Origin of the sequence: Enterobacter sp. BNK-34 (assembly GCF_048684445.1) — a bacterium.
Classification (GTDB): domain Bacteria; phylum Pseudomonadota; class Gammaproteobacteria; order Enterobacterales; family Enterobacteriaceae; genus Enterobacter; species Enterobacter pseudoroggenkampii.
Genome location: NZ_JBLQUA010000001.1, coordinates 143128 through 168314, shown reverse-complemented (window position 1 = coordinate 168314; position 25187 = coordinate 143128). Strand labels below are relative to the sequence as shown.

27 protein-coding genes are annotated in these 25187 nt (G+C 57.2%); 12 read left to right on the top strand and 15 right to left on the bottom strand.

Annotated features, from left to right (window positions below):
* Positions 1-131 precede the first annotated feature (131 nt).
* From ACMGG5_RS00915 to ACMGG5_RS00875, 9 genes are all read right to left on the bottom strand, one after another.
* On the bottom strand, positions 132-1316 hold the full coding sequence (locus ACMGG5_RS00915) for an MFS transporter (protein ID WP_032647999.1): 1185 nt from the start codon (positions 1314-1316) through the stop codon (positions 132-134).
* Between the two features lie 169 nt (positions 1317-1485).
* Positions 1486-2481, bottom strand: coding sequence for a glycine betaine/L-proline ABC transporter substrate-binding protein ProX (proX, locus tag ACMGG5_RS00910; RefSeq protein ID WP_032647997.1), 996 nt, complete (start codon positions 2479-2481; stop codon positions 1486-1488).
* 9 nt (positions 2482-2490) lie between these two features.
* A complete protein-coding gene (gene proW / locus ACMGG5_RS00905; protein WP_148768864.1) occupies positions 2491-3558 on the bottom strand; it encodes a glycine betaine/L-proline ABC transporter permease ProW in 1068 nt (355 codons plus the stop codon).
* Complete coding sequence (gene proV / locus ACMGG5_RS00900; protein ID WP_024907685.1) at positions 3551-4753, bottom strand: glycine betaine/L-proline ABC transporter ATP-binding protein ProV; 1203 nt, start codon at positions 4751-4753, stop codon at positions 3551-3553. The genes proW and proV overlap by 8 nt, the downstream gene beginning before the upstream one ends.
* A 331-nt stretch (positions 4754-5084) precedes the next feature.
* On the bottom strand, positions 5085-6044 hold the full coding sequence (nrdF, locus tag ACMGG5_RS00895) for a class 1b ribonucleoside-diphosphate reductase subunit beta (protein WP_420277350.1): 960 nt from the start codon (positions 6042-6044) through the stop codon (positions 5085-5087).
* Positions 6045-6053: 9 nt separating this feature from the next.
* Positions 6054-8198, bottom strand: a complete 2145-nt coding sequence (nrdE, locus tag ACMGG5_RS00890; protein ID WP_420277349.1) for a class 1b ribonucleoside-diphosphate reductase subunit alpha — start codon at positions 8196-8198, stop codon at positions 6054-6056.
* Positions 8171-8581, bottom strand: coding sequence for a class Ib ribonucleoside-diphosphate reductase assembly flavoprotein NrdI (nrdI, locus tag ACMGG5_RS00885; RefSeq protein ID WP_032647987.1), 411 nt, complete (start codon positions 8579-8581; stop codon positions 8171-8173). The genes nrdE and nrdI overlap by 28 nt, the downstream gene beginning before the upstream one ends.
* A complete protein-coding gene (nrdH, locus tag ACMGG5_RS00880; RefSeq protein ID WP_008502570.1) occupies positions 8578-8817 on the bottom strand; it encodes a glutaredoxin-like protein NrdH in 240 nt (79 codons plus the stop codon). Before nrdH ends, nrdI begins: the two co-directional genes overlap by 4 nt.
* Before the next feature lie 252 nt (positions 8818-9069).
* The gene (locus tag ACMGG5_RS00875) at positions 9070-9396 is read right to left on the bottom strand and encodes a DUF883 domain-containing protein (RefSeq protein ID WP_008502569.1); all 327 of its coding nucleotides are present in this window, start codon (positions 9394-9396) and stop codon (positions 9070-9072) included.
* 160 nt (positions 9397-9556) lie between these two features.
* On the opposite strand from ACMGG5_RS00875, the gene ACMGG5_RS00870 reads away from it, so the two are divergent.
* Complete coding sequence (locus tag ACMGG5_RS00870; RefSeq protein WP_024907681.1) at positions 9557-9901, top strand: DUF2002 family protein; 345 nt, start codon at positions 9557-9559, stop codon at positions 9899-9901.
* 32 nt (positions 9902-9933) lie between these two features.
* Here ACMGG5_RS00870 and alaE read toward each other — a convergent pair whose 3' ends face one another.
* Entirely contained in the window at positions 9934-10383 is a 450-nt protein-coding gene (gene alaE, locus ACMGG5_RS00865) for an L-alanine exporter AlaE (RefSeq protein WP_008502567.1), read from the bottom strand.
* 494 nt (positions 10384-10877) lie between these two features.
* Here alaE and stpA point away from each other — a divergent pair, with 494 nt between their 5' ends.
* On the top strand, positions 10878-11282 hold the full coding sequence (gene stpA, locus ACMGG5_RS00860; RefSeq protein WP_024907680.1) for a DNA-binding protein StpA: 405 nt from the start codon (positions 10878-10880) through the stop codon (positions 11280-11282).
* 38 nt (positions 11283-11320) lie between these two features.
* Here stpA and ACMGG5_RS00855 read toward each other — a convergent pair whose 3' ends face one another.
* From ACMGG5_RS00855 to ACMGG5_RS00845, 3 genes are all read right to left on the bottom strand, one after another.
* The gene (locus ACMGG5_RS00855; protein WP_024907679.1) at positions 11321-11500 is read right to left on the bottom strand and encodes a hypothetical protein; all 180 of its coding nucleotides are present in this window, start codon (positions 11498-11500) and stop codon (positions 11321-11323) included.
* 79 nt (positions 11501-11579) lie between these two features.
* Positions 11580-12101, bottom strand: coding sequence for a rhodanese family protein (locus ACMGG5_RS00850; RefSeq protein WP_420277348.1), 522 nt, complete (start codon positions 12099-12101; stop codon positions 11580-11582).
* Between the two features lie 9 nt (positions 12102-12110).
* Positions 12111-12410, bottom strand: coding sequence for an ArsR/SmtB family transcription factor (locus tag ACMGG5_RS00845; RefSeq protein WP_024907677.1), 300 nt, complete (start codon positions 12408-12410; stop codon positions 12111-12113).
* 181 nt (positions 12411-12591) lie between these two features.
* Here ACMGG5_RS00845 and ACMGG5_RS00840 point away from each other — a divergent pair, with 181 nt between their 5' ends.
* A complete protein-coding gene (locus ACMGG5_RS00840; protein ID WP_032645235.1) occupies positions 12592-12750 on the top strand; it encodes a YqaE/Pmp3 family membrane protein in 159 nt (52 codons plus the stop codon).
* Here the strand turns inward: ACMGG5_RS00840 and ACMGG5_RS00835 are convergent.
* Positions 12747-13676 carry a LysR substrate-binding domain-containing protein gene (locus ACMGG5_RS00835; RefSeq protein ID WP_148768860.1) on the bottom strand — a complete coding sequence of 310 codons (930 nt, stop codon included), beginning with the start codon at positions 13674-13676 and terminating at the stop codon, positions 12747-12749. The genes ACMGG5_RS00840 and ACMGG5_RS00835 overlap by 4 nt on opposite strands.
* Positions 13677-13996: 320 nt before the next feature.
* Between ACMGG5_RS00835 and ACMGG5_RS00830 the strand changes: the two genes are divergently transcribed.
* The 7 genes from ACMGG5_RS00830 (at position 13997) to ACMGG5_RS00800 (ending at position 22401) form a co-directional block, all read left to right on the top strand.
* Positions 13997-14602, top strand: coding sequence for an ankyrin repeat domain-containing protein (locus tag ACMGG5_RS00830; protein WP_420277347.1), 606 nt, complete (start codon positions 13997-13999; stop codon positions 14600-14602).
* A 106-nt stretch (positions 14603-14708) separates the two neighbouring features.
* Positions 14709-16250: an acyl-CoA synthetase FdrA gene (gene fdrA / locus ACMGG5_RS00825; RefSeq protein ID WP_420277346.1), complete on the top strand. Its 1542-nt coding sequence runs from the start codon at positions 14709-14711 to the stop codon at positions 16248-16250.
* Positions 16250-17665: a DUF1116 domain-containing protein gene (locus ACMGG5_RS00820; RefSeq protein ID WP_267215525.1), complete on the top strand. Its 1416-nt coding sequence runs from the start codon at positions 16250-16252 to the stop codon at positions 17663-17665. Before fdrA ends, ACMGG5_RS00820 begins: the two co-directional genes overlap by 1 nt.
* A gap of 11 nt (positions 17666-17676) precedes the next feature.
* On the top strand, positions 17677-19230 hold the full coding sequence (locus ACMGG5_RS00815) for a xanthine permease (protein ID WP_420277345.1): 1554 nt from the start codon (positions 17677-17679) through the stop codon (positions 19228-19230).
* Entirely contained in the window at positions 19227-20183 is a 957-nt protein-coding gene (locus ACMGG5_RS00810; protein WP_420277344.1) for a carbamate kinase family protein, read from the top strand. Before ACMGG5_RS00815 ends, ACMGG5_RS00810 begins: the two co-directional genes overlap by 4 nt.
* 1 nt (position 20184) lies before the next feature.
* The gene (locus tag ACMGG5_RS00805; RefSeq protein ID WP_267217515.1) at positions 20185-21564 is read left to right on the top strand and encodes an amidohydrolase family protein; all 1380 of its coding nucleotides are present in this window, start codon (positions 20185-20187) and stop codon (positions 21562-21564) included.
* A gap of 102 nt (positions 21565-21666) precedes the next feature.
* Positions 21667-22401, top strand: coding sequence for a class I SAM-dependent methyltransferase (locus ACMGG5_RS00800; protein ID WP_267217516.1), 735 nt, complete (start codon positions 21667-21669; stop codon positions 22399-22401).
* Here the strand turns inward: ACMGG5_RS00800 and ACMGG5_RS00795 are convergent.
* Positions 22395-22997 carry a short chain dehydrogenase gene (locus ACMGG5_RS00795; protein WP_420277341.1) on the bottom strand — a complete coding sequence of 201 codons (603 nt, stop codon included), beginning with the start codon at positions 22995-22997 and terminating at the stop codon, positions 22395-22397. The genes ACMGG5_RS00800 and ACMGG5_RS00795 overlap by 7 nt on opposite strands.
* 97 nt (positions 22998-23094) lie before the next feature.
* On the opposite strand from ACMGG5_RS00795, the gene ACMGG5_RS00790 reads away from it, so the two are divergent.
* On the top strand, positions 23095-23982 hold the full coding sequence (locus tag ACMGG5_RS00790; protein WP_208763204.1) for a LysR family transcriptional regulator: 888 nt from the start codon (positions 23095-23097) through the stop codon (positions 23980-23982).
* Between the two features lie 20 nt (positions 23983-24002).
* A complete protein-coding gene (locus ACMGG5_RS00785) occupies positions 24003-25184 on the top strand; it encodes a PLP-dependent aminotransferase family protein (protein WP_420277340.1) in 1182 nt (393 codons plus the stop codon).
* The last annotated feature ends 3 nt before the right edge of the window (positions 25185-25187 follow it).

The window sequence follows — 25187 nt, the reverse complement described above, 5'->3', positions numbered from 1 at the left end:
CGGGGGTCTGAACTATTCATGCCGATTGTAAATATGTCACCCACATTAAAATTTCTGGGATAAATGATTACGTTTACATTAACAGAGTGAAAGGCCTCTTAACACCCTAAGAGGCCAACGCAATGTAAAACTTAGTGAATTGCATCCTGGCGATGGTAACCACGCCACCATACTAGCAGGTTAAGGGTGGCGACGATGGCCCCGATCGCACATACCCCCGACCAGCCTGCATGCTGCCACGCCGACGCTGAAATGAGCGAACCCGCCGCGCCGCCAATGAAGTAGCTGGTCATGTAACCGGCCGTCAGGCGGTTACGCGCCTCTGGCTTCACGCGATAGATGACGGTCTGATTGGTGATGTGAACGCCCTGAACGGTGAGATCGAGCACCAGGATGCCGACGATCAGCGCCAGCACCGAGACGTGCCCGTACCAGATTGCCGCCCAGGAGAGCAGAAGTAAAATCAGCCCTGCGGAGGTGGTCAGGTGGGATTTACCCTTGTCGGCCAGCCCGCCTGCGGGACGTGCGCCCAGTGCGCCTGCGGCACCGGCCAGACCGAACAGGCCAATCACCCCTTCGGAATAATTGAACGGCGGAGCTGCAAGCAGAAACGCCATCGACGTCCACAGAATGCTGAAGTTGGCGAAGGTGAAACAGCCCAGCAGGGCGCGGGTACGCAGAAGCTTATCCTGGGTGAACAGACTGAAAACGGAGGCCAGCAGCTGCGGGTAGTTCAGGTGGTTTTCCTGCTTCACTTTTGGCAGCCCGCGCCACAGCGCCAGCGCCATGATGACCATCAGTACGCTCGCTACCCAGTATACGGTGCGCCAGCCGCCGAGGCTTGCCAGCAGGCCGGCAACGGTACGCGCCAGCAAAATCCCCAGCAGCAGGCCGCTCATGATGGTGCCCACCACCTTGCCGCGTTTTTCCGGAGAGGCGAGGGTCGCGGCGAGCGGGACCAGGATTTGCGCCACCACGGAGAACAGCCCCGTTAGCGCGGTACCGACGATCATCATCGTCAGCGACTGGCTGCTGGCGGTGATCAGCATCCCACCGGCGGCCAGCAGTGTCATGGACACGATCAGCATTCGGCGTTCAAACATATCGCCGAGCGGCACCAGGAACAGCAGTCCGGCGGCATAGCCGAGCTGTGCAGCGGTAACGATAAAGCCTGCGGAGCTGGCGGAGAGATTGAACGCGCGGGCGATGGTGTCGAGAAGAGGCTGCGCGTAATAGTTGCTGGCGACCGCCAGACCCGTTGCCACGGACATTAAAAGGATGAGTGCGGGGCTAAGCCCTTGAGTGGTTTTTGTCATTAGTTTCAGGAATCGTTAGTTGAGTGATTATTTTTCCGGAAACCATAATAGCTAATGATTGTGAATGTTGGGGGATTGTTATGTGTGTGTTTGTGCGGTTAATCCCCTCACCCCAGCCCCCCCCAAAGGGGAGAGGGTTAGGGTGAGGGGTTAGGTTGTGTTGTATTTTTTACTTCTGCGCTGCAAGCGCCTCTTTCACCCAGCCGTCAAACTGCTGCTGGTGGGCTTTGATCCAGCCGTCCACGTGGCCTTTCACATCCGCTTCGGAGGATTTACCCGCGTGCATCATCGCGTTCTGGGCGTTGATGTCCGCCAGCGGCAGCTTCATCACCGAGAACAGCTTCGCCGCTGCCGGGTTTTTCTCGGCCCAGGCTTTGTTCGCCACGATATGCATGGTGTTCACCGGGAAGCCGTAGTTCATGCCGTTCGGCAGTTTTGTGTCGATATCTTTCTGCTCGCCCGGCAGGGAGGAGAACGGTACCTGCAGCCACACCACGTCTTTCCCCGGCTTCAGCACGTCGCTCACCCAGTACGGCGTCCAGGTGTAGTAGATCACCGGTTTACCCTCTTTGAAACGGGCAATGGTGTCGGCCATCATCGCTGAATAGTTGCCGTGGCTCACGTCGACCGTTTTCGCCAGATCGAAGGCTTTATTCTGGTGATTAATCACCGCTTCACAGCCCCAGCCCGGCGAGCAGCCCATCATGTCGGCCTTGCCGTCACCGTTGGTGTCGAACAGTTTGGCGATCTTCGGATCTTTCAGCTGTTCAATATTGGTGATGTGGTACTTATCGGCGGTTTTCTTGTCGATCAGATAACCCTGCGCCGCGCCGGTCACGAAGGTGCCCTCGCGATAGAATTTCTTGTCGCCACCGGCGGCGGCATACATGTCGTCGTGCAGCGGCTGCCAGTTCACCGCGGTGAAGGTGGCGTCACCGGAGGCAATCGAGGTATAGCCCACGTTGTAATCCACTTCGCTCGGCGTGTTAACCGTGTAGCCGAGTTTTTCCAGCGCGCGGCTGACGATCAGCGTCTGGAAGCTCTCTTCCGAAATGGTGCTCTGCACCGGCTGCACGGTAATACCTTTGCCCGGCAGGTCAGCCGCGAAGGTGCTGGTGGAGACAAGGGTGGCAAACGCTGTGGCAAAAAGTACGTTATGTCGCATCGTTGTTCCTTATTTTGACTTCGTGAAAGGGCGGGTGAGTAACCCGACAGGGCCGGTGGTATACCAGCGACGGTTGCCGCGACTGCGTGAATCACGACCGACGGCCTGAGTCAGGCGGTCAAGAATAATGGCGAGGATCACGATGCCGACGCCGCCGACGGTGGCCAGCCCCATGTCGAGACGGCCAATGCCGCGCAGCACCATCTGGCCCAGTCCGCCAACGGCGATCATCGAGGCAATCACCACCATTGAGAGTGCCAGCATCAGCGTCTGGTTAACGCCCGCCATGATGGTTGGCATGGCCAGCGGGAGCTGAACCTTAAACAGCATCTGGCGCGGGCTGGCACCGAACGAGCGTGACGCTTCGATCAGGTCCGCAGGCACCTGGTTGATCCCGAGAATGGTCAGACGAATAATCGGCGGCAGGGCAAAGATAATAGTGACCACCACGCCCGGCACGTTGCCGATGCCGAACAGCATTACGATAGGCACCAGATAGACGAACGCCGGGGTGGTCTGCATTGCATCCAGCAGCGGACGGATAATCTTCGCTGCCCGCGGGCTGCGCGCCAGCCAGATCCCCATCGGCAGGCCGATGACGATGCAGAAGAGCAGGGCGGTCAGCACCAGTGCCAGGGTGATCATCGCCTGCGACCAGGCCCCAATCGCGCCAATGGCAATCAGCGAAATCAGCGTGGCGACCCCCATCCCGGCGCTGCCAAACTGCCAGGCGATCAGAGAGAACAGGATAATGGCGACCGGCGCCGGCATGCCCAGCATCAGCTGCTGGAAGCCGTTCAGGATGTAATCCACCGGGATGCGGATCCCCTGGAAAACCGGACGGAAGTGCGTGACCACCCAGTCGATCCCCTCCGTCACCCAGCTGTCCAGCGGGATCAGCGTTTTATGGAACGGATCCATGATGTTGAAGTGTTCTGGCGCAGGCGCGGGTGCGCTGTTCAGCCAGTCTGCCGCGCCGCCGTCGGCTGGGGCTGGCGTGGAACCCCACGCGTCGGCGGATTGCGCAGCGCTGTCCGCTGCTTCAGTGGTGCCCCACGGGTTTGATTGATCAGCCATTGTTTGCCCCCTCGCGATCTAAAGCCTGCAGCAGCATCCGTTTTGAGATGATGCCGACGTACTGTTGTTCCTCGCCCACGACCGGCACGGCGCACGGCGCCTGCCCTACGTGAGAGAGCAACTCGCTGAGCGGCGTTTCGGCGTCCACTGCAAGCGGAGCGTCAATTAACGCCGCATCGATTCCCCGGTTTTCGCCAAGCGCGGTTTTCAGGGAGTCGATGGAGACAACGCCAACAAATTTATTGCCGCGTTCAACCAGATAACCGTATTCACGGTCTTCGTCCTGCAGCAGCTTAAGCGCCGAGCGCGGGCCGAAACCTGGGGTTTTACGAATAATGCCGTTCGGCGTTCGACGGGCAATATCTTTGGCGCTAAAGACCTGGCTAATATCCACGCCGCGGAAGAAGGTGCGGACATAATCGTTCGCCGGATTATTGAGAATTTCATCCGGCGTGCCGACCTGCACCACTTCACCGTTTTGCATAATGGCAATACGGTCGCCAATACGCATGGCTTCATCCAGATCGTGGGAAATAAAGACAATGGTTCGCTGATGTTTAGCCTGTAATTTTACCAGCTCATCCTGCATCTCGGTGCGAATTAACGGATCGAGGGCGGAGAAGGCTTCATCCATTAATAAAATATCTGGATTAATGGCTAATGCGCGGGCTAATCCAACGCGCTGACGCATACCGCCGGAAAGTTCATCCGGGTACGCATGCGCATAATTTTCCAGCCCGACCTGACGCAATGCATCAAGGGCTTTTTCCTGACGTTCCTGAGCCGGCGTGCCGGCTAATTCCATGCCGAAGGCGGTATTATCCAGTACCGTCATGTGCGGCATTAGCGCGAATGACTGGAACACCATTGCGATCTTCTTTCTGCGCACCTCGCGAAGCTCAGCGTCTGATATTCTGGCGATATCCACGCCGTCAATCAGCACCTGCCCGCGGGTGGGTTCAATCAGGCGATTGAGAAGGCGAACCATAGTGGATTTACCCGAACCGGATAATCCCATGATGACAAAAATCTCGCCTTCTTCAATGGCCAGACTGGCGTCTTTAACGCCAAGCGATAGCCCGGTTTTTTCCAGAATTTGCTCTTTCGTAAGGCCTTTTTCAATATATTTGAATGCGCGCTGCGGATGCTCGCCAAATACTTTATAAAGATTTTTCACTTCTAATTTAATTGCCATGCAATAGAGAGTGTCCTGTTATTTGTTTATGTCGATATGATTACCATGGTAAATTGTTAACGGGCATAACCCTAACATACTGAGAATCTGAGACAACCCTGGGTTTGCTTATGACGTGAATTTTAAGGGAAGCGAAACGGCTGAATTTCCCATGAATAAAGGGCTGAGAGCGTTTTGAATTTTTCTCAATTTTTTGCTGCTGCATCGGGGAATTTCGCCTGGATCGGAATGATTCAGGCGAATATGACTCGGAAATGACAGTGTAGTTGCTTTGTAAATATTAGAGAGGAAATTGTTGGGTTTATATTAAATTAACGAACGTTAACGTTCATTAAAAATCCCAGTCTTCATCCTCGGTTTCCACCGCTTTGCCCATCACGTACGATGAGCCCGACCCGGAGAAGAAATCGTGGTTTTCGTCGGCGTTGGGCGACAGCGCGGCCAGAATCGCCGGGTTCACCTCCGCCATCTCCGGTGGGAAAAGCGCCTCATAACCCAGGTTCATCAGCGCCTTGTTGGCGTTGTAGCAGAGGAAGGCCTTCACGTCGTCCTCCCAGCCGGTGCCGGCGTACAGTTCCTCGGTATAGCTCAGCTCGTTGTCGTACAGATCCATCAGCAAATCGAGCGCAAAGCCTTTAAGCTCCTCGCGCTTTGCCTCGCTGACTTTCTCCAGCCCTTTCTGATACTTATAGCCGATGTAATACCCGTGCACCGCTTCATCACGAATGATGAGCCGAATCAAATCGGCGGTGTTGGTGAGCTTGCCCCGGCTCGACCAGTACATGGGCAGCCAGAACCCGGAATAGAAGAGGAACGATTCCAGAAACACGCTGGCGATCTTCTTCTTCAGCGGCTCGTCGGCTCGATAATACGTCAGCACCAGCTCCGCCTTTCTCTGCAATGACTCGCTCGCTTCGCTCCAGGCATAGGCCGCTTCCACGTCTTTGGTCTGGCAAAGGGTGGAGAAAATCGAGCTGTAGGAGCGGGCGTGCACCGCCTCCATAAAGCTGATGTTCGACATTACCGCCTCTTCGTGCGGCGTCAGCGCGTCACTCATCAGCGCCGGTGCGCCGACGGTATTTTGAATGGTGTCGAGCAGCGTCAGGCCGGTAAAAACGCGGATCGTCAGCTGCTGCTCGGCGTGGCTCAGCGTTTGCCAGGCCGGAATATCGTTGGAGAGCGGGACCTTTTCCGGCAGCCAGAAGTTGCTGGTCAGGCGGTTCCACACCTCCAGGTCTTTGTCGTCCTGGATTTTGTTCCAGTTAACGGCACTCACGCGTGACAGTTTCATCCTTTCTCCTTACAGCGCGCAGGACACGCAGCCTTCAATTTCGGTGCCTTCCAGCGCGAGCTGGCGCAGGCGAATGTAGTAGAGCGTTTTGATGCCTTTCTTCCAGGCGTAGATCTGCGCTCTGTTGATATCCCGCGTGGTGGCGGTATCCGGGAAGAACAGCGTCAGCGACAGCCCCTGATCCACGTGTTTTGTCGCCTCCGCGTAGGTATCGATGATTTTTTCCGGCCCGATCTCATACGCGTCCTGATAGAGCGCCAGGTTCTCATTGGTCATAAACGGGGCAGGGTAGTAAACGCGCCCGGTTTTGCCTTCTTTGCGAATTTCAATTTTCGATACGATCGGGTGAATGCTCGAGGTGGCGTGATTGATATAGGAGATCGAACCGGTTGGCGGCACCGCCTGCAGGTTCTGGTTGTAGATGCCGTAGCGCATCACGTCGTCACGCAGCTGCTGCCACATCTCACGCGTCGGGAGGGTAAACCCCGCGCGAGCAAACAGTTCGCGCACTTTTTCGGTTTTCGGCTGCCAGTCGCCTTCCAGATACTGGCTGAAATATTCCCCGCTGGCGTAGCGGGACTGCTCAAAGCCCGCGAAGCGCTGGTCGCGCTCGCGCGCCAGCATCATTGAGGTGTGCAGCGCGTGCCAGGTGACGGTGTAAAAATAGAGGTTGGTGAAGTCCAGTCCTTCCGGACTGCCGTAGGCGATGCCTTCCCTCGCCAGATAGCCGTGGAGGTTCATCTGCCCCAGCCCGATGGCGTGCGACGCGGCGTTGCCCGCTTCAATAGACGGCACGCTGCGGATGTGGCTCATGTCCGACACCGCCGTCAGCCCGCGAATGGCGGTTTCTATCGTGCGGCCAAAGTCGGGTGAATCCATGGTGTGGGCGATATTCAGCGACCCGAGGTTGCAGGAGATGTCTTTGCCGATCTCTGCGTAGTCCAGGTTTTCGTCGTAGGCTGACGCGCTATTGACCTGCAAAATCTCCGAGCACAGGTTGCTCATGTTGATGCGCCCGGCAATCGGGTTCGCGCGGTTCACCGTATCCTCAAACATGATGTACGGATAGCCGGACTCAAACTGAATTTCGGCAAGCGTCTGGAAGAAATCGCGGGCGTTGATGGTTTTTTTGCGAATGCGATCGTCGGCCACCAGTTCGTCGTAGAGCTCGCTGATGGCCACGTCGCCAAAGGCCTTGCCGTAAATTCGCTCGATGTCATACGGCGAGAAGAGCGCCATCTCGGCATTCTCTTTGGCGAGCTTAAAGGTGATATCCGGGATCACCACCCCCAGCGACAGGGTTTTGATACGGATTTTTTCGTCGGCGTTTTCGCGTTTGGTATCGAGAAAACGCAGAATGTCCGGATGGTGCGCGTGCAGGTAAACCGCGCCCGCGCCCTGGCGCGCGCCAAGCTGGTTGGCGTAGGAGAACGCATCTTCCAGCATCTTCATCACCGGGATCACGCCGGAGGACTGGTTTTCGATGCGCTTGATCGGCGCGCCCGCTTCACGCAGGTTAGAGAGCAGAAACGCCACGCCGCCGCCGCGTTTGGAAAGCTGCAGCGCCGAGTTCACCGCGCGGCCAATCGACTCCATATTGTCTTCGATGCGCAGCAGGAAGCAGGAGACCAGCTCACCGCGCTGGGCCTTGCCGCAGTTGAGGAAGGTTGGCGTGGCGGGCTGGAAGCGTCCGGAGAGGATCTCGTCGGTGAGCTGTTCCGCCAGCGCTTCATCGCCCTGCGCCAGGGTCAGCGCGACCATCACCACGCGGTCTTCAAAGCTTTCTAAGTAGCGTTTACCGTCGAAGGTCTTCAGGGTATAGCTGGTGTAGTATTTCCACGCGCCAAGGAACGTCTGGAAACGAAAGCCGCTGGCGTGGGCGCGTTCAAACAGCTTCACGACGAAGGCACGTTCGTAGCGGGTGAGGACGCGCGCGTCGTAGTAGCCCTCGTTAACCAGATAGTCGAGACGTTCATTCTGGCTTGCAAACGTCTCGCTGTTGGGCCGCACGTGGGCGGCAAAAAAGGCGTCCACCGCCTCACGGTCTTTATTAAACTGAATGCGTCCCTCCCGGTCATAGAGGTTAAGCATGGCGTTTAATGCGTGGTAATCCGGCGTCGCCTGCATTACCCGTTCTGCGGTTGTCGTTGCCAAAATTCGTTCACTCCTTTACGCACGTTTTCGACGTCCTGCTGCGTCCCCATCAGCTCAAAGCGATAGAGATACGGCACGCCGCACTTTTGAGAGATGACATCTCCGGCGCGGCCAAAGGCATCGCCGAAATTGCGATTCCCCGCCGCAATGACGCCGCGGATCAGCTCCCGGTTATGGGGATCGTTCAGAAAGCGGATCACCTGGCGAGGCACAGCGCCCGCCGTACCGCCTCCGCCATAGCTGGGCACCACCAGAATGTAAGGTTCCTCTACCCGGATCCGCTCCCGCTCGTTAAGGGGAATGCGCACCGCAGGCAGCCCGACGCGCTCAATAAAGCGGAGCGTGTTTTCCGAGCTGCTGGAGAAGAACACCAGCCCACTCATGCCCGGGCGGCCTGCGCGGCGATGCGGTTGATCATGTCCGGGCGGAAGCCAGACCAGCTGGTCTCCCCGGCCACCACCACCGGAAGCTGACGGAAACCCTGCGCGCGAAGGGTATCGGCGGCCTCGGGCTGCTGGTCAATATTCACCATCTCAAACGCCACGCCGCGGCTTTCCATTGCCCGTTTGGTCGCGTGGCACTGAACACAATCGTTACGAGTGTAAATAATAATGCTCATGATTCGTATTTCCATTTAAAATGAGAGAACGGCGCGAGTCATCGCGTCAGGTTGTGTGTGTCTTGCTAAAAGGAATACTAGATGTAGTTGTCTTAAGTTTCAACCATACAAGATATGGGAAATTTAGATTGATGTTGTCCCGATGATGAGCACAGCGGGGCAGGGCAGGCTATACGGGTTTTACAGGCGAGAAGGCAAAGAAAAGCCCCGGCAGCCACTGACCACCGGGGCAGATAACGGTGCGTGAGCGGGTTATTTACGCAGGCTAAGCAGAGCGCCCACAAAGATACCGACGGCCGCTACCGTGCCGAGCGTACAGAGCGGTTTCTCGCGCACGAAGGTCGTTGCGCAGCTGACCGCATCGCAGGCAGCCTGTGTCGTACGCGTGCGGCCGTTTAAGCGTGCGCGGGTTTCACGGAGCAGAGACTGAGCCTTACGTTTTGCGGCATCCGCTTCGTCCTTCGCGTCACTTCCCCAGGACTTCAGCACCTCTTCGAGCGTGTCCGCTAATTGGCTGACATCATTACGAATATCCTGAGCGTCGTCATTAATATCGTTTCGGTTCGGTCTGTTAAACATACGATCCTCCGTAATTTTGTGTTCCCGTTCAGTTTAGTTCAGAAATTTAATATCTGAAGCGCATCACGCGTTATCCGGCAGTTTATGGATTATTCTGAAAGCCCTGCTAATGCTGAATACTGTAAGGTTGCCGGGCAGGAAAAGATAACGAGGAAAAGATATGTATTTACGACCTGATGAGGTGGCGCGCGTTCTTGAAAAAGAGGGATTCACCATGGATGAGGTGACACCAAAAGCGTATGGATATCGCCGCGGCGATAATTATGTTTACGTTAATCGTGAAGCAAGAATGGGACGTACCGCTCTCATTATTCACCCGACGCTGAAAGACAGAAGTCTGTCATTTGCTGAGCCTGCCTCGGATATTAAAACCTGCGATCACTATCAGCAATTTCCGCTCTATTTGGGCGGTGAACGGCATGAGCATTATGGTATTCCGCATGGCTTCAGCTCACGCATGGCGCTGGAGCGGTTTTTGAAGGGACTGTTTGGCGACGTACAGTAAATTCGCGACTGGCGTGCGCCAGTCGCTTCACATCACGCTTTTGCCTGACTGTACTGGCTGACCTTAAACAGGCGGCGGCAGTAGTCGAGGAAATAGCCGTATACCGCACCCATCAGCATTGAAATCACAATATTCGAACTGACCGCCGCAGCGATCTGGTGCCAGTCTGCACCCACTGTCAGCAGAATGGCCACGTAAACCGGCGACTGGAACGTCACATAGGCCAGGACGTCCGCCAGGTTTTTCACCCAGCCTGCGGGGCTGATACGACGCGCAAAACGCATGACGGCATCGCGGTATAAGCCGTAAGGCCATGCAATAATTATATTGACCGGGATCGCCACCAGACGAGAAGAAAGTGACTGCTCGAAGGACATTCCGGAGAGGAATATTTCGATCAGCATGTTCACAACGGAACAGTAGACAACCATCGCGAAAGTATCCGCCACGGCATGGCGAAGGCGTGATTGCGGTGAGAACATGTCTGAACTCCTTGAGAAGAACACAAAAGAAACGATTTTCCTGAAGCGATTAGTGCTTTAGGTTGGTTTGCTTGACGTGTATAGCGTATATCTCTGTGTTTGAACTAACAACTAGTGATTAATTTTTATTTAATCGCCTTTTGTCCACAAAATTCTCTAAAAGTGATTGTTTTTTATCCGGTTCGTTATAATCTGTCTCGATTGGCTGTTTTTTCAGGTAAATCAGATGGTTGGTGTTTATGGCGTCAGGGGGAGAATCGTTCCTCTTGTGCGAGGCGTAGAATGCTGAAATTTTGATTAAAGTTGACCATTTATATTGATGCGATGATTGAATCCATGCATATCCCGCAGGCGTTATAAGATAATATTCGCAGTGATATTTAAACATATTTACCCTACAGGCAGGGCGCCCCCACGGGTAGATATTTCAGCGGAAATGAATTATTCTGTCGACGATTTATCTATTTACCCTAAAGAGAAGGTTTTCAAATAATATGTCTTTGACGTTACAGAATCTTAATAATATCCGAACTCTGCGCGCCATGGCGCGTGAATTATCCCTGGACGTTCTTGAGGAAACGCTGGAAAAGGTCAGGGTCGTTACTGAAGAGAAACGGAGTGAGCTGGCGGAATTAGAGCAGCAGCGTGCTGAACAGCAGGAAAAAATTAATGCCCTGCTGGAACTGATGAAAGCCGATGGTATTTCACCGACTGACCTTCTGGGCTCTGAAAGGGCACTGACGGGTAATCCAGCGAAAAAGCGCAAGCCGCGTGAAGCAAAATATCGTTTTATTGACCAGAACGGTGAAGAGAAAACGTGGACCGGCCAGGGCCGCACGCCAAAGCCTATTGCCAACGCGCTGGCAAACGGTAAATCGCTGGATGATTTTCTGATCTGACAGGTGAGCCGGGCGGTACACGCCGCCCGGCTGGCTGTTCAGCAGACGCCGAAATCGCCTTCTTCGTTATACGGCGCCACATCGGCAGCTTTCAGAGTATATTTCTCGCCTTGCTCATTGCTGGCCTGAACCGCCACAATGCTGTCACCGTTCACTTCGAGCACTTTCAGTTTCGGGCCGCCTTTACGCGGTTGCACATAATCACCGACAGAAAACATATTACCTCCTCATCGTTTTAGCGATCTTCACCTTATCCCACGCCTGACGCCGGGTACAGCGTATTTCACCGATTACTGCTTATGAGGTACGCCGGTTCCAGGGCATTACCCTGAGCAGTCGCGCCATACCGCAAAAGCCCGTCACACCGGCGAAAAGCAGCCCGGCTCCGACAAAACCGCTGAGCAGGAAAAAGCCGCTGGAGACGCTATAGCCCAGCACTACGCCACAGAGTATCAACAGCCCGGCAGCAATTTGCACCTGACGCATCAGCGGCAGCGGCTGGGATTTGTCTTCGACGGTCGGCAGCCCGGCCTGCTTCCAGCCCTGAATGCCCCCTTCGACCACAAATGCCTGAGCGGGCGCGGCGGCCTGCGCAAGGCGGTCGGCATTGCCTGAGGTGCGGGCACCAGACTGGCAGTGAAAAATCACCGTATCCCTCGCCTGAGCGTTAAGACCGCCGGGTAAGGTATCCAGCGGCACGGAGTGCGCGGCGGGAATATGCTCGCGGGCGTACTCGTCGGCATCACGAATATCAATCAGTTTTGCGCCTTCAGCGATGCGGGCGCTGGCCTCGCGCGGTGAAATAAGGGGAAGTGACATGGCGGCTCCTTACGGGCAATAAAGGGTTTTCAGGGTGCTGATGAGCTGATGCACCGCATCGTTTTTAATGAAATAGAGAATGCGCTGCGCGTCGCGGGTGCTGTCGATAAGACCTTCCTCACGCATGCGCGCCAGATGCTGCGACGTGGCGGAAGGACTTAGCCCCGTCGCGCGGGCCAGTTCCCCCGCGCTGGTGCCGGGGGCGCCGCACAGGGTGCAGAGGATCAGCAGCCGACGCGGGTTGCTCATCGCTTTTAAAAGGTTTGCGGCCTGCTCTGCGCTGGCCTGAAGCTGTTCGAGTTCGGTCATGATGTTTTAGTATTTGCTTAATTAAGATAATTCTAAAGTAATTGTGCGTATTACGCCAGCGTCAAAAGCGTAAAAGAGGGTAAACGCAGGGGAGAGAACTGGCGCAGACAGGTAAACTGGCTATGCTTAGAGATAGTTCTCTTTATTATTTTCAATGGATTAGCTTGCACGGAGTTTTGATATGGGTTTTTGGCGTATTGTTTTTACCATCCTGTTGCCGCCGCTGGGCGTGCTGTTGGGCAAAGGTTTCGGCTGGGCGTTTATTATCAACATTATTCTGACGCTGCTGGGTTACATCCCGGGTCTTATCCATGCCTTTTGGGTTCAGAGTAAGAACTAAGCACGCCAGAGTAAGTCGCTGTAGATCCCGGTCAGCACGCCCTGGGAGCCAAACTGCTGTTTGATCCAGCGCGTGACCTGGCCGGTCGCGGCATGCTGCGTGGCGAGCAGCATGCGCGAGTCCTGACGCGGGTTATTGATACGCCGCGTCACCAGTAGCCCGTCTTCCACCGCTTCCCGCGCCATATACTCCGGTAAAAAACCTATCCCTTCGCCCAGGATCTGACACTGGCATTTGGTATTAAAGTCCGGCACCAGAATGGCTTCCTGTCCGTGCAGCAGCCAGCCGACCTTCTTGTTAATGGTGTGCGCAGTATCTTCCACCATGATGTTGGGATACAGGCGCAGCTGGCTTTCCGCTATCGGTTCCGGGACGAAGGCCAGCGGGTGTTCCGGCGCGATGGCAAAGACCCAGCGGATGGCGCCGATCTCGGTGTAGTCAATCCCGCCGCCGTCGAGCAGCGTGTCCGGTGCGCCGATGGCGATATTGGCCTGGTTGTTGATGATGGAGTCCCACACGCCGTTATAGACCTCGGTGGTGACGGTGATCTGGCAGGTGGGAAACTGCTTTTTCAGCACCTGCAGAAGCCGCGCGGTATGGCGCGGCGTATACAACAGCTGGTTAATACAGATGCGCACCCGCGCCTCGATGCCCTGTGAGATGGTATCAATCCCGCGCTTGATGGCGTGAAAGTCGTTAAGCAGGTCGGTGGCCTTACGGTAAAAGTAAAAGCCGGACTCGGTCAGCTCAATGCTGCGCGTGTTACGCACAAACAGCACCACGTCCAGCCCGGTCTCCATGCGCTTAATGGTGTAGCTGATGGCGGACGTGGTGACGCCCAGCTCGGCGGCGGCTTTGCTGAAGCTGCCGAAGCGTGCGGCGGTAGTAAAGGCCAGCAGGTTCTCTTCGGTAAAGATGGAATTCATATCTCACTCCCTTCAGCCATCAGTTTTGAACATATTTTAACAGCGTTGTTACAACGCATTTGAAGCCGATCACAGTTCTGGCTCTTTGCTTAAAGCCCTGGTGCGTAAGGCTTCATCAGGCATGAGCATAATGCAGTCTCGAGCGCTAAAAAGCGGATAAACATAAGAAAAAGGTTGCACAGACGCACGTTTTGACCGGTTTGTTGAATTTAAATCAACAATGAATTGACTGTCGATGAATCATTTTTAAGCGGATTCTTTTATGACCAGGCTGTTGCTATTCTCAGGTCAACAGAAATAAAAACATCAGGAGTCTGAATATGTCTGCAACTGAACTCATTACTGAATTTCTGCTGGCGGCAGAGGAGGGCAATAGCGATGCGCTAAAAGCCTGCCTGGAGAAAGGCGTGGATATTAACGCCACCAACCGCCAGAAAAGAACCGCCGTTATTATTGCCAGCCTGAAAAAACATTATGCCTGCGTAGAGTTATTAATTGCCGCCGGAGCGGATATTGATAAACAGGACCAGACCTGCTTTAACCCTTTCCTCATTAGCTGCCTGACGAATGATTTAACTCTCCTGCGGCTGGTATTACCCGCGAACCCGGATCTCGACCGCCTGACGCGCTTTGGCGGCGTGGGCATTACGCCAGCCAGTGAAAAAGGGCACGTGGAGATCGTACGCGAGCTGCTGGAAAAAACCGATATCAACGTCAACCACACCAACTTTGTTGGCTGGACGCCGCTGCTGGAAGCCATCGTCCTAAACGACGGCGGCGTAAAGCAGCAGGCGATCGTGAAGCTGCTGCTGGATCACGGCGCGAACCCGCACATGACCGACAAATATGGCAAAACCCCGCTCGAGCTGGCGCGGGAGAAAGGCTTCACTGAGATTGCCGACCTGCTGCTGGCGGCGGGCGCGTAAAGCAATCGGCCAATCATTTCCGGCTGGCCGTTAATTCAAAAGTATTTTTACCGACGTGCATTTTGCACGACGGCGGCCCCCTTTTATCCGTATTCAGGAGAAAACAATGCCAACCAAAATCGTTATAAAAAAAAATACGTATTTTGATTCGGTGTCATTAATGTCCGTTTCCACCAAAGCCAATAAATTGCCGGGCGTCGACCAGGCGTTTGTGGCCATGGCGACAGAGATGAATAAAGGCGTATTAAAAAACCTCGGGCTATTAACGCCGGAATTAGCGGAAGCCAAAAACGGCGACCTGATGATCGTGATTAAAGGCGACGCGGCGAATGATGAAACGCTGGCCGCTATTGAAGCGCTGTTCACACGTAAAGAGAGCGCAGGTTCCCATGAAGCGCGCTACGCGACGATTGCCAGCGCCAAAACCCATCGCCCGGACAGCAACCTTGCGGTGATTTCCGTCAACGGCACCTTCGCCGCCCGCGAAGCGCGCCAGACGCTGGAAAACGATCTTAACGTGATGCTGTTTTCCGATAACGTGTCGCTCGACGACGAGCTGGCGCTGAAGCAGCTGGCGCACCAGAAAGGGCTGCTGATGATGGGGCCGGACTGCGGCACCGCCATCATCAACGGCGCGGGACTGTGCTTTGCTAACGCGGTGCGTCGCGGCTCGATTGGCATCGTCGGCGCATCCGGCACCGGCAGCCAGGAGCTGAGTGTGCGTATTCACGAATTCGGCGGCGGCGTATCGCAGCTGATTGGCACGGGCGGGCGCGATCTCAGCGAGAAAATCGGCGGCCTGATGATGCTCGACGCCATCGACATGCTGGAAGCCGACGAGGGCACCGAGGTTATCGCGCTGATCTCCAAACCAGCGGCGCCTGTCGTGGCAGAAAAGGTGCTGGCCCGCGCCAGAGCCTGCCGCAAGCCGGTGGTTGTTTGCTTCCTCGGGCGCAATGAACCGCCCGCCGATGAGGACGGCCTGCAGTTTGCGCGCGGCACCAAAGAGGCAGCCCTGAAGGCGGTCCTGCTCACCGGCATCAAAAAAGAGTCCCTGGACCTGCACCCGCTCAACTGGCCATTGATTGAAGAGGTGCGCGCCCGCCTGACTCCGCAGCAGAAGTACATTCGCGGCCTGTTCTGCGGCGGCACCCTGTGCGACGAGGCGATGTTCGCGGCGCTTGCGAAATTCGACGACGTCTACAGCAACATCCAGCCGGATCCGTCTAAGCGCCTGAGCGACATCAGCGTCAGTAAAGCCCATACCTTCCTCGACTTTGGCGACGACGATTTCACCAACGGCAAGCCGCACCCGATGATCGACCCGACCAACCGCATCGGCCGCCTACTGCAGGAGGCCCGCGACCCGGAAGTCGGCGTTATCGTGATGGACTTCGTGCTGGGCTTCGGCGCGCACGAGGATCCGGTCGGCGTGATGCTCGACGCCATTAAGGAGGCGCAGGCCATCGCGAAAGCCGATAACCGTCCGCTGGAAATCCTCGGCTACGTGTTGGGTACCGACCAGGATCCGCAGTCGCTGGCGCAGCAGTGCCAGCTGCTGACCGACGCAGGCGTCATCTGGGCCAGCAGCAGCACCAATACCGGATTACTGGCACGCGAATTTGTCTGCAAAGGGGAGAACGCATAATGACCACCTTATTCAACCAGCCGCTGAACGTCATCAACGTCGGCATCGCGATGTTCAGCGACGATCTTAAAAAACAGCACGTACCCGTCACCCAGCTCGACTGGACGCCGCCGGGGCAGGGCAATATGCAGGTCGTTGAGGCGCTCGACCAGCTGGCGGAAAAACCGCTGGCGGAGAAGATCGCCGCCGCCAACAAGCTTGCGCTTGAGCGCATTATTCAGTCCCATCCGGTGCTGGTGGGCTATGACCAGGCGATTAACGTTGTGCCGGGGATGACCCGCACCACCATTCTGCACGCCGGTCCGCCTGTCTCCTGGGAAAACATGTGCGGCGCGATGAAGGGCGCGGTCACCGGGGCGCTGGTGTTTGAAGGGCTGGCGAAAGATCTGGACGACGCGACACGGCTTGCCGCCTCCGGGGATATTACGTTCTCGCCGTGCCACGAGCACGACTGCGTGGGCTCGATGGCGGGCGTCACCTCCGCGTCGATGTTTATGCACATCGTTGAGAACAAAACCTACGGCAACCGCGCCTTCACCAACCTCAGCGAGCAGATGGCGAAGATCCTGCGCATGGGGGCCAACGACCAGAGCGTGATCGACCGCCTGAACTGGATGCGCGACGTGCTCGGTCCGATGCTGCGCGATGCGATGAAGATTATCGGCGAAATCGACCTGCGGCTGATGCTGGCCCAGGCGCTGCACATGGGCGACGAGTGCCACAACCGCAACAACGCGGGCACCACGCTGCTGATCCAGGCGCTGACGCCGGGGCTGATTCAGGCGGGCTATCCGGTGGCGCAGCAGCGCGAGGTATTTGAGTTTGTCGCCAGCAGCGACTACTTCTCCGGCCCGACGTGGATGGCGATGTGTAAGGCCGCGCTGGACGCCGCTCACGGGATTGAGTACAGCACCGTGGTCACTACCATGGCGCGCAACGGCTACGAGTTTGGCCTGCGCATTTCCGGCCTGCCGGGGCAGTGGTTCACCGGCCCGGCGCAGCAGGTGATCGGCCCGATGTTCGCGGGCTATAAGCCGGAAGACTCCGGGCTGGATATCGGCGACAGCGCCATCACCGAAACCTACGGCATCGGCGGTTTTGCGATGGCGACGGCCCCGGCAATCGTTGCGCTGGTGGGCGGCACGGTGGAGGAAGCTATCGACTTCTCCCGCCAGATGCGCGAAATCACCCTCGGCGAAAACCCGAACGTCACCATTCCGCTGCTCTCGTTTATGGGGGTTCCGACCGCCATCGACATCACCAGAGTCGCGGGCAGCGGCATTCTGCCGGTGATTAACACCGCCATTGCCCACAAAGACGCGGGCATCGGCATGATTGGGGCGGGCATCGTTCACCCGCCGTTTAGCTGTTTTGAAAAGGCGCTGTTGACCTTCCGCGATCGCTACTTTTTATAAGGCAAGCATCCATGAAAAACATGAAGCTGGAGTGGAAAAGAGGTGACTGGGCGGCGTATTTCGGGTTGATGACCAACAACCTGACCAATTTGCTGACCATGATGGGGCTGCTCATTTTTGTCGTCGGCATCCCGAAGGAGATTGTTTATGGACGCATCGCGCCGGCCTTCGGGCTGGCGGTGCTGACCGCGAGTATTTGCTATGCCTGGTTCGGCATGCAGATGGCGCGCGCCACCGGACGAACGGACGTCACCGCGCTGCCGTCCGGCCCGAGCGCGCCGTCAATTTTTACCGTGACCTTCCTGGTGCTGATGCCGGTCTATCAGCAGACCGGTGATGCGGAGTTTGCCATCCAGATTGGCCTGGTGTGGTGCTTTGTTGAGGCGATGATCCTCGCGGGCGGCTCGTTTTTAGGGGAAACCATCCGCAAGATGATCCCGCGCACCGTGCTGCTGTCGTGCCTCTCTGGGCTTGGCCTTCTGCTGCTGGCGATGAACCCGATGCTGCAGGCGTTCGAGGCGCCGACCGTGTCGTTTATCGTGCTACTGCTGATTTTCATTAACTGGTTCGGTAAAAAGCCGATTTTCGCCCGCATCCCGACCGGCCTGCTGCTGCTGATAGCCGGTACCGTACTGGCGTGGATCTCCGGCCTGCAGAGCCCGGAAGCGATTAAAGCGTCCATGTCATCCTTCGGCTTTAACCCGCCGCAGGTGCACGTGGAGGGCTTCCTGCAGGGCCTGCCGCACGCGCTGCCGTATCTTGCCTCTGCCGTGCCGCTGGGGCTGGCGAACTACATCTTTGACCTGGAAAACATCGAAAGCGCCCACGCGGCGGGGGATGAATACCCGACGCGCAAGGTGATGCTGGCAAACGGTCTGGCCTCCATGCTCGGTTGCCTGATGGGGAACCCGTTCCCGGTGACGGTCTACGTCGGCCATCCCGGCTGGAAAGCGATGGGCGCGAGCATCGGCTACACGCTGGCCTCCGGCGTAACCATGTTCATCGTGCCGCTGTTCGGGCTGGGGGCGTTTATGCTCGCCATCATTCCGATGACCGCCATCGTGCCGATTCTGGTGTTTATCGGCGTGGTCACCGCCAACCAGGTGGTGAGGGAAACGCCCAAAGTGGAGGTACCCGTCATCTTCATCTGTCTGTTCCCGTGGATCGCCAACTGGGCGCTGACCATGATGAACAGCGTGATGGACGCGGCGGGCACGAATGCCGCCAAAATCGGTACCGACGTGCTGCACAGCAAAGGGATCTACTACGAAGGATTAGTCCATCTGGGGAACGGAGCACCGCTTGCCAGCATGCTGTGGGGCTGTATCGCCATCTTCGCCATCATTAACAAACCGCTGCGCGGCGCCGTGGCCGCTGCGGGTGGGGCGCTGCTGGCACTGTTTGGGGTGATCCACGCCCCGGTCGTGGGCTTTGCCGAAGGCAGTTCGCTGATGTTCGTCACCGCGTATCTGATGATGGGCGGCATGTTTGTGGTGAAGCATGTGCTGGATAGCCGCGAAGCGGCGAGCGCTGCGCCGGGTACCGTTGCGAAGGAGCACGTATGAAAGAGCTTATGGTTGTCGCCATTGGCGGCAACAGCATTATCAAAGACAACGCCAGCCAGTCGGTTGAACATCAGGCGCAGGCGGTGAAAGCGGTGGCAGAGTCGGTGCTGGAAATGCTGGCCTCCGACTATGACATCGTGCTCACCCACGGCAACGGCCCTCAGGTGGGGCTGGATTTGCGCCGCGCCGAAATCGCCCACGAGCGGGAAGGACTGCCGCTGACCCCGCTGGCAAACTGCGTGGCGGACACCCAGGGCGGCATCGGCTATCTGATCCAGCAGGCGCTCAACAATTGCCTGGCCGTGCGCGGGGAGCAAAAAGCGGTCACGGTCGTCACGCAGGTGGAGGTGGATAAAAACGATCCCGGCTTTACGCACCCGACGAAACCTATCGGTGCGTTCTTCAGCGAGGCACAGCGCGACGAGCTGCAGCGCGCGCACCCCGACTGGCGTTTTGTTGAGGACTCCGGCCGTGGCTATCGCCGCGTGGTGGCTTCACCGCAGCCGCTGCGGATTGTCGAGGCGGATGCCATTAAGACGCTCACTCAAAAAGGATACGTGGTGATCGGCGCGGGCGGCGGCGGTATTCCCGTGGTGCGCAGCGAACAAGGGGATTACCAGAGCGTCGACGCGGTGATTGATAAAGATCTCTCCACCGCGCTGCTGGCGCGGGAGATTGGCGCCGACGTGCTGGCGATTACCACCGGCGTGGAAAAGGTGTGCGTCAACTTCGGCAAGCCAAACCAGCAGGCGCTGGACACCGTTAACGTGGCACAGATGAGGCGTTATATGGAGGAAGGCCACTTCCCGGCAGGAAGCATGCTGCCCAAAATCGTCGCTTCGCTGGAATTTTTATACCACGGCGGCAAACGCGTGATTATCACCTCGCCGGACTGCCTGCCCGCCGCGCTGCGCGGGGAAACCGGTACCCATATTTTGAATGAAGGAAGATAAGATGAGTGAAAACAAAAGCCGCCGTGAATTTATCAGCCAGAGCGGCAAAATGGTCACCGCCTGCGCGCTGTTTGGCGCGACCGGATCCGTCGCGTATGCTGCTGACTCCGCAAAGCCACTCTGCGAGACCGGTAAGCCTGTGAATATCACCGCGAAACATTACTATCTGGACAACGTGTTGCTGGAGGCCGGGTTTAACGTCGACGGCGGCGTGGCGACGAGCACCCGCACCGAGCTGAAAACGCTGGAAATCAAGGACGGGAAGATCGTCGCCCTGCGCGACAACAAGCGCCACGCCGACGCCTCGCTGCCTCACTACGATGCGGGCAACAAGCTGATGCTCCCGGCGATGCGCGACATGCACATCCATCTGGATAAAACCTTCTACGGCGGCCCGTGGCGATCCCTGAACCGCCCGGCGGGCACCACGATTCAGGACATGATCCGCCTTGAGCAGAAGCTGCTGCCGGAGCTGCAGCCCTACACCCAGGAGCGGGCGGAAAAGCTGATCGACCTGATCCAGTCGAAAGGCTCCACCATCGCCCGCAGCCACTGCAACATTGAGCCGGTTTCCGGCCTGAAAAACCTGGAAAACCTGCAGGCGGTGCTGGCGCGCCGCAAATCTGGTTTTGACTGCGAAATCGTCGCCTTCCCGCAGCACGGGCTGCTGCTGTCGAATTCTGAAAAGCTGATGCGCGAAGCGATGCAGGCCGGGGCGCACTACGTGGGCGGGCTGGATCCAACCAACGTTGACGGCGCGATGGAGAAATCTCTCGATCTGATGTTCCAGATTGCGCTGGACTACGACAAAGGGGTGGATATTCACCTGCACGAAACCAGCCCGGCGGGCGTGGCGGCGGTGAACTACATGGTCGAAACCGTGGAGAAAACGCCGGAGCTGAAGGGGAAACTCACCATCAGCCATGCCTTCGCGCTGGCGACGCTCAACGAGCAGCAGGTGGATGAGATCGCCACCCGCATGGCGGCGCAGCAGGTGACCATCGCCTCCACCGTGCCGATTGGCACTCTGCATATGCCGCTGAAGCAGCTGCGCGAGAAGGGCGTGTTTGTGATGACGGGGACCGACAGCGTGATCGACCACTGGTCGCCGTACGGTCTGGGGGACATGCTGGAAAAAGCGAATCTCTATGCGCAGCTCTACATCCGTCCGAACGAGCAGACGCTCTCCCGCGCGCTGGGGATTGCGACCGGCGACGTGCTGCCGCTGAACGACAAAGGCGAGCGCGTGTGGCCAAAAGCGCAGGACGACGCCAGCTTTGTGCTGGTGGACGCCTCCTGCTCAGCCGAAGCCGTGGCGCGCATTTCCCCGCGTACCGCAACGTTCCATAAGGGTAATCTGGTTTGGGGCGTAGTGGGTTGATGTGCATTTCTCCCTCTCCCTGTGGGAGAGGGTTGGGGTGAGGGCATCAGGCCGCAGGCAATGCTTTATACTGGGAGTCACATTCTTAAAGAGGGATCTGCCATGGCACAAAACATCTACGACAACCCGGCGTTTTTTGAAGGCTACGCCCAGCTTCCGCGCTCGGTACAGGGTCTGGACGGCGCGCCGGAGTGGCCTGTACTAAAAAGCATGCTGCCGGATTTAACCGGTAAATCGGTTGTCGATCTCGGCTGCGGCTACGGCTGGTTCTGCCGCGCCGCGCGCGAGCTGGGCGCTGCTGACGTCACGGGCGTTGATATCTCCGAAAAGATGCTCGCCCGCGCGGCTGAACTGACTGACGACGCACGGATTCACTATCAGCGTAGCGATCTGGAATCACTCAAGCTCAACGAGAACAGTATCGATCTGGTCTACAGCTCTCTGGCGCTGCACTACCTGCCGGAGCTGGATACCCTGTTTGCGAAGGTTCAGCGCGCGCTTAAGCCCGGCGGCAGCCTGGTCTTTTCGATGGAGCACCCAATATACACCTGCGCCTCCCGTCAGGGCTGGCTGACCGACGATAGCGGCGAGCGGTTCTGGGGCGTGAATCGTTATCAGGACGAAGGCCAGCGCGTCAGCAACTGGCTGGCGGACGGGGTGATCAAATATCACCGCACGCTGGGCACCACGCTTAACGCGCTCATCAGGGCTGGATTAACGATAAGCGAGGTCAACGAATGGGGGCCAACGCAGGCGCAGATTGACGCCTGGCCCGCGCTGGCCGAAGAGGCGGAGCGCCCGATGCTGGTGCTAATCGCCGCCCGTAAGGCTCAGTAACCCACTTTATACACGCGTCCGCTCTGCACGCCTTCCACGCTGCGGCGGTAGGCCTGCGCCACGGTCGCGGCGGGAACGCTTTCAAAACCCGGGAAGAAGCCGTCGTACGTCTCGACGGATTCGGTGAGGACCGTCGGGCTAATCAGGTTGATGCGGATCCCGCGCGGCAGTTCGCAGGCTGCCGCGCGAACAAACCCTTCCAGCGCGGCATTCACCGTGGTGGCGTTCACGCCCTGCGCAATCGGCTCGTGCGCCACGATCCCACTTATCAACGTAATCGAGCCGCCTTCATTCAGGTAGTGCTGGCCGGTCAGCGCCAGGCGCACCTGCCCGAGCAGTTTATCCTGCAGCCCCTGGTTAAAGTCGCTGTCTTTCATGGTCGAGAGTGGGCCGAAATAGAGGCCACCACTGGCGGACACAATCGCATCTACCGGGCCGATTTTCTCGAACAGCGCCTGGACGCTCGCCTGCGAGGTAATATCCACCTGCTCGTCGCCCTGCGTGCGGCCGACGCGGATGACCTCGTGGCGACGACTCAGCTCTTCCGTTACCGCACGACCGACCGTACCGCTGGCACCAATAATGACGATTTTCATAGCTGACTCCTTCTGTTGTGAGCCTTTATTCTTTAATAAATAAAAATGCAGATAAACTGGGCTAAAGTTAGAAGATTGCTAACCAGGAGTTTGGAATATGGATAAGCTTCGCAGCATGGAGACGTTTATTGCCGTGGTGGAAAGCGGCAGCTTTACCGGTGCGGCGGCACGGCTGGAGATGTCGGCGGTGATGGTGGGCAAGTACGTTGCGCTGCTGGAATCACAGCTTGGTACCCGCCTGCTGGAGCGTAACACGCGCCGTCAGAGCCTGACGGATGCCGGACGCGTCTATTTCGACGAGGCGAAGCGGGTGCTGGAGCAGGTCTCCATTGCTGAGAATGCAGTCGAGCGGCTCCGTGCTGCACCTGCCGGAACGTTGCGCGTCACGGCACCCACGTCGTTTGGCGGCTGCGTGATTGCCCCGCTGACGGCCACCTTTTTGCAGCGCTACCCGGAGGTACGCATCGAGCTGGATCTCACCAACCGGATGGTCGATCTGGTGGAGGAGGGCGTCGATCTGGCCATTCGCATTGGTGACGTTCGTAATGACGATCTGGTGGCGAAATACCTGTGCCCCTACAACATGGTGATCTGCGCCGCACCGGACTATTTAGCGCGACACGGCACGCCGCAAACGCCAGACGATCTGGTGGATCATCTCTGTCTTTCGCACACGGTGTGGACTGCACGTAACGAGTGGCGGCTGCCGGGCGTGGAAGGAGAGGTGCGCTGGAAGCGGGATGCGATCTTAAGATGTAACGACGGCTACGGCTTACGCATGGCGGCGCGGGCCGGGGCGGGGCTGTTGCTGCAACCGGAAGTGCTGGTGGCGGAAGAGCTGGCAAGCGGCAGGCTGGTGCGCGTGCTTGAGCCGTTCACGCCCGCGCCAAGGCCGGTGCATTTATTGTGGCGTCAGGATTTACGTCAACTGCCTAAGCTTACGGAATTTATCGCCCATATTCTGCTAAGATTGGGCACAATATAAAAAAAGAAGGTAATCAAAGAATGTCTGCAAACAAACTCGCCAGCAGCGCGCAGGGCCTGCAATCATCTGCCATCCGTGAATTATTAAAACATAGCAAAATGGCAGGGGTGATATCGCTGGGCGGGGGTATTCCTAATCCCGATCTGTTCGATCACGAAGGGCTTAAAATTGCTGCCGATGCCGTCTTATCTCAGCATTTTAGCGAGGCGTTCCAGTACGGCCTGACGGAAGGCGTACCGGGACTGCGCGAGGAAATTAAACGCATCTGCGAGGGGCGCGGTATCGCCTGTAAGGCCGATGATGTCGTTATTACTTCCGGCTCGCAGCAATCTCTTGACGTGCTGGCGCGTGCGTTAATCAACCCGGGTGAAACCGTTGTGGTTGAGCGTCCAACCTATCTTGCCGCGCTGCAGGTCTTCGGCCTGGCGCAGGCGAATTTTGAATCCGTTGGCACCGACGGCGACGGTATGAAGGTGGACGAACTTGAGGCCCTGGTGGCAAAGAAAGCCATCAAAGCGGTGTATATCGTTCCAACCTTTGGTAACCCTGGCGGCGTTACGCTTTCCGAAGCGCGCCGTAAGCAGCTGGTGGAATTATCGAAGCGCTATGACTTCGTGATTATTGAAGACGATCCGTACAGCGAAATTAATTATACCGATGAAGTCTTCCGCCCGTTAATCGCCCATGCCAAAGATATCGGCAATGAAGAGAACGTGGTGTATACCTCGACCTTCTCTAAAATACTCGCGCCGGGTACTCGCGTAGGCTGGGTGCTGGTGCCGGAATGGCTGAAGCGCGCGGTAGTGAACCTTAAGCAAACCACCGATCTGCACACCAGCACGCTGTCGCAGCTGATGACGTATGAATACCTGAAAACCGGTCGTCTGGCCGATCAGATTAAAATGATCCGCGAAGCCTATCGCCAGAAATACCAGACGTTCGCAACCGAGCTGGAGGCCGAGCTGGGCGACGTGATGTCGTTCCACAAGCCGAAGGGCGGGATGTTCCTGTGGGCGAAGATGAATAATGGTAGTAACACCACCCGCTGGCTTGAAAAAACGTTAAGCAACGGCGTAGTATTTGTGCCTGGCGAGTTTTTCTACTGCAATGAGCCAGACCCAACGACGCTGCGCATGTCATTTGTGACGCCAACGGATGAAGATCTGAAAGAGGCGGTTCAACGCCTGAAAAAATCGCTCTAAAAG